The organism is Saccharothrix xinjiangensis, from assembly GCF_039527585.1.
In the GTDB taxonomy this organism is placed as follows: domain Bacteria; phylum Actinomycetota; class Actinomycetes; order Mycobacteriales; family Pseudonocardiaceae; genus Actinosynnema; species Actinosynnema xinjiangensis.
This window is the reverse complement of sequence record NZ_BAAAKE010000051.1, coordinates 1-12769: the sequence shown is the minus strand read 5'-3', so window position 1 is coordinate 12769 and position 12769 is coordinate 1. Positions and strand designations below refer to the sequence as shown.

Annotated in this window: 11 protein-coding genes; 9 read left to right on the top strand and 2 right to left on the bottom strand. The window is 76.4% G+C overall.

The features are described from left to right. The first annotated feature begins 3 nt into the window (after positions 1 to 3). From ABD223_RS42205 to ABD223_RS42165, 9 genes are all read left to right on the top strand, one after another. Positions 4 to 711 carry a transglutaminase-like domain-containing protein gene (locus ABD223_RS42205; RefSeq protein WP_344043764.1) on the top strand — a complete coding sequence of 236 codons (708 nt, stop codon included), beginning with the start codon at positions 4 to 6 and terminating at the stop codon, positions 709 to 711. Continuing rightward, positions 708 to 1466, top strand: coding sequence for a glycosyltransferase (locus ABD223_RS42200; protein WP_344043762.1), 759 nt, complete (start codon positions 708 to 710; stop codon positions 1464 to 1466). Before ABD223_RS42205 ends, ABD223_RS42200 begins: the two co-directional genes overlap by 4 nt. Then, a complete protein-coding gene (locus ABD223_RS42195; RefSeq protein ID WP_344043760.1) occupies positions 1463 to 2941 on the top strand; it encodes a glycosyltransferase family 4 protein in 1479 nt (492 codons plus the stop codon). The genes ABD223_RS42200 and ABD223_RS42195 overlap by 4 nt, the downstream gene beginning before the upstream one ends. Continuing rightward, the gene (locus tag ABD223_RS42190; protein WP_344043758.1) at positions 2925 to 4202 is read left to right on the top strand and encodes a glycosyltransferase 87 family protein; all 1278 of its coding nucleotides are present in this window, start codon (positions 2925 to 2927) and stop codon (positions 4200 to 4202) included. The genes ABD223_RS42195 and ABD223_RS42190 overlap by 17 nt, the downstream gene beginning before the upstream one ends. Before the next feature lie 214 nt (positions 4203 to 4416). Beyond that, complete coding sequence (locus ABD223_RS42185) at positions 4417 to 5991, top strand: PfaD family polyunsaturated fatty acid/polyketide biosynthesis protein (protein ID WP_344043756.1); 1575 nt, start codon at positions 4417 to 4419, stop codon at positions 5989 to 5991. A gap of 87 nt (positions 5992 to 6078) precedes the next feature. Further along, complete coding sequence (locus tag ABD223_RS42180; protein ID WP_344043754.1) at positions 6079 to 7437, top strand: glutamate-cysteine ligase family protein; 1359 nt, start codon at positions 6079 to 6081, stop codon at positions 7435 to 7437. 80 nt (positions 7438 to 7517) lie between these two features. After that, positions 7518 to 7658, top strand: coding sequence for a hypothetical protein (locus ABD223_RS42175; RefSeq protein WP_344043752.1), 141 nt, complete (start codon positions 7518 to 7520; stop codon positions 7656 to 7658). Positions 7659 to 7782: 124 nt separating this feature from the next. Continuing rightward, positions 7783 to 10407, top strand: coding sequence for a LuxR C-terminal-related transcriptional regulator (locus tag ABD223_RS42170; protein ID WP_344043750.1), 2625 nt, complete (start codon positions 7783 to 7785; stop codon positions 10405 to 10407). A 45-nt stretch (positions 10408 to 10452) separates the two neighbouring features. Beyond that, positions 10453 to 11130 carry a S1 family peptidase gene (locus ABD223_RS42165; protein ID WP_344043748.1) on the top strand — a complete coding sequence of 226 codons (678 nt, stop codon included), beginning with the start codon at positions 10453 to 10455 and terminating at the stop codon, positions 11128 to 11130. A 123-nt stretch (positions 11131 to 11253) separates the two neighbouring features. Here ABD223_RS42165 and ABD223_RS42160 read toward each other — a convergent pair whose 3' ends face one another. Both ABD223_RS42160 and ABD223_RS42155 read right to left on the bottom strand, forming a co-directional pair. Continuing rightward, the gene (locus tag ABD223_RS42160; RefSeq protein ID WP_344043746.1) at positions 11254 to 11751 is read right to left on the bottom strand and encodes a nuclear transport factor 2 family protein; all 498 of its coding nucleotides are present in this window, start codon (positions 11749 to 11751) and stop codon (positions 11254 to 11256) included. After that, the coding region (locus tag ABD223_RS42155; protein WP_344043744.1) for a thioesterase domain-containing protein at positions 11748 to 12769 on the bottom strand (1022 nt) is incomplete at its 5' end. The genes ABD223_RS42155 and ABD223_RS42160, both read right to left, overlap by 4 nt.

Below are 12769 nucleotides of genomic sequence, written 5' to 3'. Positions count from 1 at the left end.
ACGATGTCAGTGCAAGCGGTCAACGCCGACCTGTCCCACGCCGACCTGCTGAAGCCCACCGAGTTCCTGGACCACGACAGCGACGCGGTGCGCGACTTCGTGCGCGAGGCCCTGCCCGACGGCGGCCAGGGCATGACCGACGTCGAGCGCGCGTGCGCCCTCTACTACGCCGTGCGCGACGGCATCCACTACGAGGTCTACGGCGCCGACCTGTCCCGCGACGGCCTCAAGGCCAGCTCCACCATCGAACGCGGCCTCGGCTTCTGCGTGCACAAGTCCATCGTGTACGCCGCCGCCGTGCGCGCGGTCGGCATCCCCAGCCGCATCTACTACGGCGACGTGCGCAACCACCTCGCCTCGCCCAGGCTGGAGGAGCTGATGGGCGGCAACGTCTTCACCTACCACAGCCTCACCTCCGTCTTCCTGGGCGGCAAGTGGGTGCGCGCCACCCCCGTGTTCAACAAGGTGCTGTGCAAGCTCTACCGGATCAGGCCGCTGGACTTCGACGGCCGCAACGACAGCATGTACCACCCGTACGACGAAGAGGGCCGCAGGCACATGGAGTTCCTGCGCGAGCACGGCGAGTTCGACGACGTGCCCTACGACCGGGTCGTCGACGGCATCCGGACCAACCACCCCGGGCTGTTCGCCTCCCGGCACACCACCGCCCGCGGGTCGCTGGTCGCCGACGCGCAGGGGGACCCGTCGTGACCGCGCACCCGGTCGAGTCCCCGCCGCGGCGGCGCGCCGCCCGGGACCCGCGCCCGCGCTCGGCGGTCGACCTGGAGCTGGTGGTGCCCGCGTTCAACGAGGCGGGCAGGTTGCCCGGCACGCTGGCGGAGCTGACCGCGTTCCTGGCCGACCGGCCGTGGCGGTCGCGGGTCGTGGTGGTCGACAACGGCAGCACCGACGGCACCGCCACGGTCGTCGATGACCACCCGGACGTGGTGGTCATCGGCTGCGCCAGGCCCGGCAAGGGCGCGGCGGTGCGGCGCGGCATCGAGAGCAGCACGTCCAGGTTCGTCGGGTTCGTCGACGCCGACCTGTCCACCCCGGTGCGCACCCTGACCAGGGCGGTGGCGGAGCTGGAGGCGGGCGCGGCGGCGGCCATCGGGTCGCGGCACGCGCCGGGCGCGGAGCTGGTGCGCCCGCAGCCGCTCGGCCGCCGCGTCGGCGGCGCGGTCTTCCGCGCCCTGGCCCGCCGGCTCGTGCCCGAGGTGCACGACACCCAGTGCGGTTTCAAGCTGTTCGAGCGGGTCGCGGTGCAGCGGGCGCTGGCGCGCTGCCGGGTCGACGGGTTCGCGTTCGACGTGGAGCTGCTGCGCGGCATCCGGCTCGCCGGCGGCCGCATCGCCGAGGTCGCGGTGACCTGGACCGACGACGAGCGCTCCACCTTCCGCCCGCTGCACGACGGCCGCGCGGCGTTCGCCGACCTGCTGCGCCTGTACCGGTCAGAGGCGCGATGAACGCCGGGCGCCGCGTCCTGCTGGTCGGTGAGCGCGACGTGCGGCACCCGCTCGCGGGCGACGCGGAGCGCTACCTGCACGAGGTCGCGCGGCGCTGGGTCGCCGCCGGCGCGCGGGTCACGTGGGCGGTGACCAGGTCGCCCGGCGCGGCCGCCCGCGAGGTCGTGGACGGGGTGGAGGTGCTGCGCTCCGGCGGGCCGCCGGGTGCGCGCGCGGCGCTGCGGCTGCTGAGCCGGGGCGCCCGGTTCGACGCGGTGGTGGACGCGACCACCGGGCCCGCGTTCGCCGTGCCGCTGGTCGTGGGCGGGCGGACGCCCGTCGTGCGGGTGGCGCACCGGGTGACCGCCCTGCCCGGGCGCGGCGGACTGGCCGGGCGCTGGGCGGGGTGGGCCCGCGAGGACCGCGCGACCGTCGTGACGTCGCCGTCGGCGCGCCACGCGCTGCGCCGGGGCACGGGGGTGCGCGGACCGGTGTTCATCGCACCGCCTGGGGTGACCGCCGACGAGACCTCCGACCGCGCCGCCGACCCCGTGGTGGTCGTGCTCGCGCCACCGGGGTCCGGGCCGCGCCTGGGCCCGCTGCTGCGCCGGTTGGCGCGGGTGCCGGAGTTGCGCGTGGAGGTGGTCGACGACGGGTCTGCCGATGACGGGTTTGTCGAGGTCGGGCGTGCTGCGCCGGGGTGTCGGCCGGAGTCGCTTGCGGGGGTCGTGGGTGGCGCGTTCGAGCCGCCCGCGGGTGCTGTGGGTGGCGCGCCTGAGCCGTCCGTGGCGTTCCACGGTCGGCTGTCCGGGGCGGCGCGCGGCGCGCTGCTGCGCCGGGCGTGGCTGGTGGTGTCCGCGACCACCGGCGAGGTGCCCGGCTCCGCCGTCCTGGAGGCCGCCGCCCACGGCGTGCCGTGCGTGGCGCTGGAAGCCGTGGGCGCGCGGGACTTCGTGCGCGTCGGGGAGGTCGTGCGGTCGCCGGACGACCTCGGCCCGGCCGTCGCGCGGCACCTCGCGGAGCTGGCCGACCCCGGGCACGCCCGGCGGGTCGCGCGGCGGTGCCGGGACTGGGCCGACGGGTTCCGGTGGGACCGCACCGCGCGGCTGCTGGCCGCCGCGGTGGCGCACCAGGCTGGCGCCGGCCGCCTCCGCACCGGCCACCTCTGTGCCGGCCGCCTCCGCTCCGGCCGCCGGGCCCAGCGCCGCCGGGCCCGTTCCGACATCGCCGCCCTGGTGCGGCTGCCCGCCGGCGTCCGCCTCCCGGCGGGCGGGCTGCGCGTGACCGACGAGGTCGCGGAGGCGGGCGGCGCGGTCGGGGTGCTGCTCAACGGCTGCGACGAGTTCGACGCGCTCGGCGTCCTGGAGCGCCTCGGGGTCGAGGGCGCGCAGGTGCGCCTGGCGACCCACGACGACCTGCTGCTCGGCCCCCGTCCGGCAAGTCGACCCATCCCCGTCCCCACGAGAGAGGCCGACGCCCATGTCCACTCCCGCTGACACCCGGGCACGGGTGCTCACCTGGTCCGCGGTGACCGCGACCGCCTTCGCCCTGGCGCTGGTCGCCCAGGCCGTCTACACCCGCGACCCGCACTGGGGCGTGCGCTGGATGGCGGACCTCTGGGTCTACGTGGCCAGCGGGCAGGCGGTGCGCGACGGGGTGTCGCTGTACGACGTGGTGATCATGTCGCCGCTGTACGGACCCATGCCGTACCTGTACCCGCCGCTCACCGCGGTGCTGTTCTTCGTGCCCCTGACCTTCCTGTCGTTCGGGGCGGCCGCCCTGGTGTGGAACACCGCGACGCTGCTCGCGCTGGGTGCGGTCGTGTGGCTCACCCTCGGCATCGCCGGCGTCCGGGGCACGAGGGCTCGGGCGGTCCTGACCGTCGTCGGCCTGGCGGTCGTGTTCTGCCTGCTGCCGACGCGGATCCACCTGATCTTCGGCCAGATCAACGCGTTCCTGGTCCTGCTGGTGCTGCTCGACTTCCGCCGCGGCGCGGGCCGGTGGCGCGGCGTCGGCATCGGCGTGGCGGCGGCGCTGAAGGTGACGCCGCTGATCTTCGTCCTCTACCTGCTGGTCACCGGCCAGTGGAAGGCGGCGCGGAACGCGGTGCTGGCCTTCCTGGGCACGGTCGCGGCCGGCTTCGCCGTCGCACCCGCGGACTCGCTGGAGTACTGGGGCGGGCTGGTGCTGCACTCCTCGCGCGCGGGCGCCGTGTACAGCACGCCGAACCAGTCGCTGGCCGCCGCGATGGGCAGGGTGCTGCGCAGCGAGACGTTCGCCGTGTGGTGGCTGGCCGTGCTCGTGGCGGTCGGCGTGCTGGGGCTCGCGGTGGCGCGGCACGTCCACCGCAGGGGCTCGGACTTCCTGGGCTTCAGCGCGGCGACCGTCACCGGGCTGCTCGTGTCGCCGGTGAGCTGGGAGCACCACTGGGTGTACGTGGCGCCCCTGCTGGTCTGGCTGGCGGTGCGGGCGCACCAGCGGCGCTCGGCGGGCCTGGCGGCGGTGACGGCGCTGCTGGTGGCGGTGTTCACCCTGCGGGTGTTCCGGTGGGTGGGCGTCGAGGAGTTCCCGGCGGAGCCGATGGACCTGACGGTGTGGCAGCAGCTGGCCTCCTCGATGATGCCGGTCGCCGGGCTGCTGCTGCTCCTGCTCGGGCCCCTGTGGGTGCGCCGCGAGTTCCGCCCGCCCGCGGCGGTCGCCCCCGTCACCCGCGGGGTGCCGGAGCGGGTGCCGGAACGGGTGCCGGAACGGGCGTGAGCGCCGGGGCCCGGGTGCGACCACCGTCGCACCCGGGCCCCGCCCGTGGTGGCTGGTTGTCACGCTTCGGGCGCTGCGACGTCGCACGTCACGGTGATCTTTCGCCCGGATGAACCCGATCGGGCGAAAGATCGGCGTTGTGGCCCGCTGGTCTGTGCCACAGTTCCCACCCGCCACAGCGGCGGGAGGCCAGCGGGAGTTCAGGAGCAGCGTGATGTCGGTGTCGGCGTCCCCCGTCGCCGTCGGGGCGGGTGCGCCCGCGTTCACCGCGGGCGCCGTGGTGGACTGCGTGCGGAGGTTCCGGGAGCACGCGCACGTGGTGACCGACCCGGACGGGCGCCGGCTCGGCGTGGTCACCGGGCCGACGCCGCGCCACCACGTCGTCGGGTCGCTGCCGCCGCTGTACCCGGAGTGGCTGGGCGGCCGGGTGTTCTGCGAGGCGCACGGCGTCCGGTTCCCCTACGTCGCGGGGGAGATGGCCAACGGGATCGCCGGCACGCGCCTGGTGGTCGCCCTGGCCAAGGCCGGGATGCTCGGCTTCTTCGGCGCGGCGGGCCTGGAGCCGCGCGAGGTCGAGGACGCGGTGCGCGAGCTGGGCGCGGCGCTGCCGGGGCGGGCGAACTGGGGCGTCAACCTCGGCCACACCCCCGGCCGGCCCGACCGGGAGCGGCGGATCGCCGAGGTGCTGCTGCGCGGCGGCGCGCCCCGGATCTCGCTGTCGGCGTTCACCGACCTGACCCCCACCGCGGTGCGGTGCTCGGCGACCGGGCTGCGGCTCGACCGCGAGGGGCGCGTCGTGCGCCCGACCCGCGTGCTGGCGAAGGTGTCGCGGCCGGAGGTGGCCGAGAAGTTCCTCGCGCCCGCGCCGGCCGCGCTGCTGCGGTCGCTGGTCGACCGGGGCGACCTGACCGAGGAGCAGGCGCGGCTGGCGGCGCGGGTGCCGGTGGCCGAGGACGTCACGGTGGAGGCCGACGGCGGCGGCCACACCGACGGCCGGCCGCTGACCGCGCTGCTGCCCGCCGTGCTGGCCCTGCGCGACCGGCACGTCCAGCGGCACGGCCACCACGTGCGGGTCGGGGCCGCCGGCGGGCTGGGCACGCCCGAGTCGGTCGCCGCGGCCTTCGCGCTCGGCGCGGAGTACGTGGTGACCGGTTCGGTCAACCAGGCCGCCGTCGAGGCGGGCGTGTCCGACGCGGCCAAGCGGATGCTCGCCGAGGTGGACATCGCCGACGTGGCGACGGTGCCCGCGCCCGACGCGCCCGCGCCGGGCGTCCGCCTCCAGGTGGCGCGCCGCGGCACGCTGTTCGCCGCCAGGGCGGCCCGGCTGCACGAGGTGCACCGGGAGCACGCGGGGCTGCACGCGCTGCCCGCCTCGGTGGTGGCGGAGCTGGAGCAGGAGGTGTTCCGCCTGCCGCTGGCGCGGGTGTGGGAGCTGGCCCGCGAGTCCTGGCGCCGCCGCGACCCGGCCCAGCTCGTGCGCGCGGAGCGGGACCCGAAGCACCGCATGGCGCTGGTCTTCCAGTGGTACCTGGTCGGCTCCACCCGGTGGGCGATCACCGGCGACCCCGACCGGCGCGCCGACTACCAGCTGTGGTGCGGCCCGGCGCTCGGGGCGTTCAACCGGTGGGCGGCCGGGTCGTTCCTGGCCGAGCCGGGCAACCGGACCGTCGTGCAGGTCGCGCTCAACCTGCTCGAAGGCGCCGCGGTGACCACCCGCGCCCACCAGCTGCGCACCCACGGCGTCGCCGTGCCCGCGGCGGCGGCGTTCCGGCCCGTGCGCCTGGTCTGACGGCGGGCTCGGTCGCGCTGTCGGGTCGGAGGCCGCGCAGTACGCTGCGAAGATCTCCCCGCACCCTCCGGAGAAGGCGAGCCCACCGTGACCACGAGCGATTCCGGGGGCCTGTCCCGCGACGACCTCGGGGCGCTGTTCCGCACACCCTTCCCGGTGGTCGAGAAGGTGGGTCTTGAGGTCGAGTGCGGTGTGGTCGACCCCGTCACGGGGTTGGGCGCGCCCTATGCGGGGCAGCGCGGCACCGAAGCGCTGCTGCGGGCGCTCCTGCGCGAGTTCGGCGGCGAGCCGCTGTCCGAGGCCGGCCACCTCGTCGGCGTGCGCCGCGCCGACCGGGTGGAGCTGAGCCTGGAGCACGGCGGCGCGATCGAGTACGGCTCCGCGCCGTCGGCCGACCTGACCGGCGCGATCGAGGACATGCGCACCACCCTGGAGCACGTCGCCGACATCGCCCGCGGCCTGGACCTGGCGATCCTGCCCGGCGGCAACCTGCCGTTCGACCGGGTCGAACGGGCGCGGTGGGTGCCCAAGCCGCGCGGCGCGCTGATGCGGGAGTTCTTCGCCGGGCTCGGCGACGACGGCGCGCTGGGGCCCACGGTGATGGCGCTGGCGGTGTCGACGCAGACCACCCTGGACTACCTCGACGAGGACGACCTGGCCCGCAAGCTGCGCATGCAGGTCGCCGCGTCCCCGGTGGTGGCCGCCCTGTTCGTCAACTCGCCGCTCGCGGGCGGCGAGCACGCGGGCCTGCTCTCGCACCGGTCGCACGCCTGGCTGCGGACCGACCCGCGCCGCTGCGGCGTGCTGCCGGTCGCGCTGCGCCCGGACCTGCGCGTCGACGACCTCGTGGAGTGGGCGCTCGACCTGCCGATGATCTACCGCAAGGCGCCCGGCGGCGAGTACGAGCGCGCGCCGTCCCGCCCGTTCGCCGCCCTGCTGGAGGACGGCTTCGACGACGGCGCCAAGCCCACGCCGGAGGACTGGGTCTCGCACCTGTCCCAGGTGTGGACCGACGTGCGGGTGCGGCGCACGCTGGAGCTGCGGGCCGCGGACGGCCCCCCGTACCCGCACATCCCCGCGCTGCCCGCCCTGTGGACCGGGCTGACCTACCACCCCGGCTCGTGCGCCGCCGCGACCGAGCTGCTCGGCGGCCACCGGGCGGCCGAGCACCGGGCCGCCGAGCGGGAGCTGCCCGTCAAGGGCCTGGACACCCGGCTGGGCGGCGACCGGGTGCGCGAGCTGGCCGCCGAGCTGGTCCGGCTCGCCGGGGCGGGGTTGCGGGCCAGGGTCGACGCCGGGCTGGAGCGCCCGGCGGTGCTGGACCTCCTCCAGCCGGTGGAGGAGGTCCTGGCGACCGGCGAGACGTTCGCCCACCGGGCGCTGCGCCGCTGGGAGGGCGAGTTCGACCGCGATCCCGCGCGGTACGTGGCGGCCTACCGGGTCTAGCGCGGTGACCACGAACGTCCGCCGGGTCGGGAACACGCCGGCCGGAGATCGGGCACAATCGTCGTCGGGGGGTGGCGCTCGTGGTCTTCGAGGTCCTGGAATCCGTGTTCAACGCGCTGACGAAGTGGTCCGAGGCGCCCAACCCGCCGGCGCCCGAGGGGCCGTTCGCGTCGGTCGACGAGCGCAAGAACCGGGAAGAGGAGCCCGAGGACCAGGACTGACCGGAACCGGGCCGGTGGCGTGGGGTTCCCCGCTGGTGCGGGGCTCGATCGGTGAAGCGCGTGAGAGGCGGTCCCGCCCGCGCCTTGAACGAGGGTCGGGACCGGCAGTACGGTCGGTGGTGGTATGGACCTCCTCGGCCGTGACGACCTGCTGGCCACCGTGCGGGCCGGGGTCGCGCGCGGCCCCGTGTTGTTGCACGGGCCGATGGGGATCGGGAAGTCCGCTGTCCTGCGGGCCGTGCTGCCGGACGACGGGGTGGTGTTGCGCAGCAGCCCGTCGCGGGACGACCGGCTGGTTCCCCACCTGGTGCTGGCCGACCTGGTCGCCGACGTCCGGGTCGACCTGCCCGGGCCGTGGCGGGAGGCGCTGGACCGCGCGTTGCGGCGGCGTGCCGGTGAACCGGACCCGCTCGCCCTGCGGCAGGCCGTGCTGACCGTGTTCCGCGAGGTGGACGCGGTGGTCGCGGTCGACAACGGGCAGTGGGTGGACCGGGCCACGGCGGAGGTGTTGGCGTTCGCGGTGGCCAGGGCCGTGCCGCGGTTGGTCGTGGCGTCCCGGGAGCCGTGGCCGGGGTGGTGCGGCGAAGTGGTCGAGGTGCCGCCGCTGTCCGCGGCGGCGACCGCCGAGTTGGTGGCCCGGCACTGCCCGAGCGGCGGCCGGGTCGACGTTCGGCTCACCGGTGGGAACCCGTTGTACGCCATCGAGCTGAGCCGGTCGACCGGTGGGATCCCGGACCGGCTGCGGGACGTCGTCGCGGAGCAGGTGGCCGCGCAGCCCGCGGGCACCCGGGCGACCCTGCTGGTCGCCGCCCTGGTCGAGAGGCCCACGCTGCGCGACCTCGTCCACCGCGGGTGCGAACGGGCCGCCGCGGAGCTGCGCGACTGCCCGTTGGTGCGGGTGGGGCCCGACGGCGAGGTGCGCTTCCGGGAGCCGCTGGTCGCCGCCGCGATCCCGGTGATCGCGTGCCCGGACGAGGTCCGCGAGGTCCACGCCCGGCTGGCCGGGCTGACCCCCGACCCGGTGGAGCGGGCGCGGCACCGGGCGCACTCGGTCACCGGGTTCGACGAGCCCACCGCGGTGGCGCTGCTGCGCGCCGCGAACACCGCCCGGCGGCAGGGACGCCTCGGGCGGGCCGCGGAGCTGGGCGAACTCGCCGCCGACCGCACCCCGCCGGGCGCGCCCGGCCGAGCGGCCGGCAGGCGGTTGCGCGCCGCGGGCGACGCGGTGCGCGCGGGTCGGCCCGAGCTGGCGACCTCGCTGGCCCGGGCGGTGCTGCGGGCGCCCGGCGTGCCGAGGGCGCAGCAGGTCCGGGCCCGGTTGCTGGTGGTCGACGCCGCCGGCTACGCCAGGACGGCCGCCGACGGCGTGGTGGGGGAGGCGTTGACGCGCGCCAGGGGCCACGCCGCCCTGGAGGGCCCGGCGCAGTACCGGTCCGCGGTGCACTCCGCGGTGGGCGGCGACCTGCGGGAGGCGGCCCGGCGCCTGGCCGACGCCGTGCTGCTGGCCAGGACGGCGAAGGACGTGCGCACCGAGGTCATGGCGCTGTGCTCGCTCGCGCTGTGCCAGGTCGCCCTCGGCGACACCACCGCCGCCGGGACGCTCGACCTGGCGCGCGGCATCGCGCCCGAGCGGATGGCGGTCGCGCACGTGGGCACGCTGTGGGCCGACGCCCGCCTCGACCTGTTCGCCGACCGGCTCCCGTCGGCCTCGGGGCACCTGGAGGTGCTGCTCGACCACGCGGGCGACCGGGGCCTGGTGGCCGAGGCGGTCGGCATGACGTGGGCGGCCGTCGAGGTGTGGGTCGCGATGGGGCGGTGCGGCAGCGCGCTGAGCCGGGCCGCGGCGAACCTGAGGTTGGCGGAGGCGCTGGGGGTCGACCTCGCGCTGGCCTGCTACGGGGCCGCGCTCGCCGAGGCGTACGGCGGCGACCCGGTGGTGGCGGACGCCCTGGCGCGGCGGGGCGCGAGCCGGGCCGAGTCCGACGGCGACCACTCCTCCCTGGTGCGCAACCTGCACGCCCGGGGGTTGGCGGCGCTGGTCGCGGGCGACCCGGAGGCCGCGCTCGGGCCGCTGCGCCGGGCGGTCGACCTCGAAGCGGGCATGGGCGTGGTGGACCCGGCGGTGTTCGCGGTCCGCCCGGACCTGGCCGAACCGCTGGTGGCGGTCGGGAGGCTGGAGGAGGCCGCCGGGGTGATCGGCCGCGCCAGGGCGGGCGCGGTGCGCCTGGGCCGGCGCGGCGTGGTCGCGTCGCTCGACCGGGCCGACGGCCTGCTCCGGCTGGCGCTCCGGGACCACGCCGGCGCGGAGCGCCTGCTGAGGTCGGCGGTGGAGGCGCACCGGGAGCTGCGCCAGCCGCTCCAGCTCGGCCGCGACCTGCTGGCGCTGGGCATCGCCGAGCGCAGGCGCAAGCGCCGGGGAGCAGCCCGCGGGCTGCTCGAACAGGCCCGGGAGGTGTTCACCGGCAGCGGCGCGCCGAGGTGGGCGGCGCGGGCGGCCGCGCTGCTCGGCGACACCCCGGGCGGCGACGTCCTGACCGCGTTCGAGACGAGGATCGCCCGGCAGGTGGCCGAGGGCGCGGGCAACCCGGAGGTGGCCGGGCGGCTGGACATCAGCGTCAAGACCGTCGAGGGCGCGCTGACCCGCATCTACCGCAAGCTGCGCGTGCACAACCGCACCCAGCTCGCCGCCAGGCTGCGCGGGGAGCGGGAGTTCCCCGTTTCCGGCGGGGACGCCGGGCGTCCATCCTGACTCCCGCCTGTCCACCCCCTGCCTCACGGACGAGGAGACCCCTGCATGCGCTTCCCCGTTGCCCTGATCTGCGCGCTGCTGTGCGCGCTCACCGCGACCCCGGCGCACGCCGCCGAGGAGAGCGGCGCCCAACCCCTGATCATCGGCGGCTCACCGGTGTCGTCGGCCCCTTGGGCCGCCGCGGTGTACCGCAGCGGCTCGTTCACCTGCTCCGGCACGATCCTGTCGCCGCAGTGGGTGCTGACCGCCAAGCACTGCGTCGGCGCGAGCCTGTCGGTCCGCGTGGGCAACGCCTACCGCGCCCAGGGCACGCCCAGCTCGGTGACCCGCTACGTCAACCACCCGCAGGCCGACGTGTCCCTGCTCCAGCTCGGCACGCCGGTCCAGACCAGCCAGTACTCCCGGTTGGCCGACGCCAACCCGCCCATCGGCTCCACCAACCAGCTCTACGGCTGGGGCTACACCAGCCGCAACGGTCCCGTGTCACCGCAGCTGAAGACCGCCGACGTGCGGCTGACCTCGATCTGCCGCGACTACTACGGCGGTCAGGCGCTGTGCACGAGCCGGATCACGGGCAACGCGTGGTCGGGCGACTCGGGCGGCCCGCAGGTGCACAACGGCCTCCAGGTCGGCGTCGCCTCCACCGCCGACGGCACGTCGACGCAGCAGTACAGCAGCGTGCCGGCCGTCCGGGCGTGGATCCGGTCCACCTCGGGGGTCTGACGACCGCGCCGCGGGCGGCCGGGGCAGGCGCCCTGGCCGCCCGCGGTGGCGCATGGTCGCCCTGGCCACCTGCGGTCGCCCGCGGTGGCGCACGGCCGTCCCGGACCGGCTCAGCCCACCTCCTCAGCCCACCTCGCCACCGAACCCGATCACCGGTGGCTCGACCAGGTGCAGCTCCCGGTGGGCGATCCGCCACCGGGACCCCGTCCGCCGGAACCGGTCGACGTAGTTCCCCGCGCGGCGCAGCTCCACCCGCCCGTCGGGGTGGGTGCCGGTGATCGTGAGCACGGAGTGCGCCGTCGCCTCCTCCGGCCCCAGTTCGGTGACCAGCACGTTGGTGGTGACGTGGCGCTGGTGCAAGCCCAGCACCTCCCGGTTGTGCCGCCACAGGTGCTCCATGCCCGCCACGACCTGCCCCCTCGTCTCCAGCACGGGCGGCAGCCCCTCGGGCGGCGGCACCAGCTCGTAGCGCGCGTCCTCGGTGAACAGCTCGCCCAGCGCGATCCACCCGCCGGAGTCGAACAGGAGGCCGAAGGCGGCCACGACGTCGTGGATGGCGGCCCGGTCGGCCAGTGCTCCCGGTGTGGAGCGGTCCATGCTGCCCGGTGGGATCGCGGTCACGGCGTCCTCCTGCTCGAAGTGGTGTCGTGCAGCCACGTCCACACGGCCTCGGCGGTGCTGCCCGCGTGGTCGCCGACCATGGTGCAGTGGTCGCCGGGCACCTCGCCGGAGCTGTGGGGCAGCGGCCAGTGCGAGCGCCACTCCAGGTCGGTGGTCGGTTCGTCGGGCGAACCCGGGACGCAGTGCCCGGGGCGCAGCACCAGCGTGGGCGCCCGCACCGGTCCCGGGCGCCAGTCGCGGAACATGCGGCGGTAGCTGCCGATCGCGGTGATGGCGGTGAAGTCGGCCGCGGCGAAGGATTCGCGGCGCACGACCAGCTCGTAGTTCATCGCGCGGCGCAGCCGGGGCGACATGCTGTCGGGCAGGTAGGTGTCCAGCAGCACCAGGGCCTCTGGCGCCACGCCCCGCGCCTCCAGTTCGGCGGTCACCGCGTGCGCCAGCCACCCGCTGGAGGAGTAACCCAGCAGCGCGAAGGGCTCGTCGCCCGCGGTCCGCCGGGTGGCGCCGGTCAGCGCCCCGACCAGCGCCCGGACCGACGTGGCCAGCGGTTCGCCCGGTCGGAACCCCGGCACCGACACGACCGACAGCTCGGCGCGGCCCTGGAGGTGGTCGGCCAGCCGGGCGAACTGGATGACGCCCTCGACCGGGGCGAACGGGGGGAAGGCGATCAGCCGCGGACCGCGGTCGCCGCGGGCCATCCGGACCACCGCGGCGTCCACCGCGGCGGGGTCGTCGAAGGTCTCGCGCAGGGCCGCCGCGCCGACGCACAGCGACTCGACGGCGTCCATCCTGCCCCGCAGCGCCAGCTTCCGGTACAGGGCGTGCAACCCGCCGCCGTCGTCGTCGGGCGCGGCGTCCGCGGCGAGCAGGGTCGACAGGTGGTCGGCGAGCGCGAGCGGGGTCTCGTGGTCGTAGACCAGTCCCGCGGGCAGGTTGCGCCCGGTGGCGCGGGCGAGCCGGTTGCGCAGGCCGACCGCGCCGAGCGAGTCGAAGCCGAACTCGCGCAGCGGCCGGTTCG

Excerpts from the sequence above, each read along its gene's own strand:
- ABD223_RS42205 (WP_344043764.1), top strand. The coding sequence starts at position 4 with ATGTCAGTGCAAGCGGTCAACGCCGACCTGTCCCACGCCGACCTGCTG.
- ABD223_RS42185 (WP_344043756.1), top strand. The coding sequence starts at position 4,417 with ATGTCGGTGTCGGCGTCCCCCGTCGCCGTCGGGGCGGGTGCGCCCGCG.
- ABD223_RS42195 (WP_344043760.1), top strand. The coding sequence starts at position 1,463 with ATGAACGCCGGGCGCCGCGTCCTGCTGGTCGGTGAGCGCGACGTGCGG.
- ABD223_RS42190 (WP_344043758.1), top strand. The coding sequence starts at position 2,925 with ATGTCCACTCCCGCTGACACCCGGGCACGGGTGCTCACCTGGTCCGCG.
- ABD223_RS42170 (WP_344043750.1), top strand. The coding sequence starts at position 7,783 with ATGGACCTCCTCGGCCGTGACGACCTGCTGGCCACCGTGCGGGCCGGG.
- ABD223_RS42165 (WP_344043748.1), top strand. The coding sequence starts at position 10,453 with ATGCGCTTCCCCGTTGCCCTGATCTGCGCGCTGCTGTGCGCGCTCACC.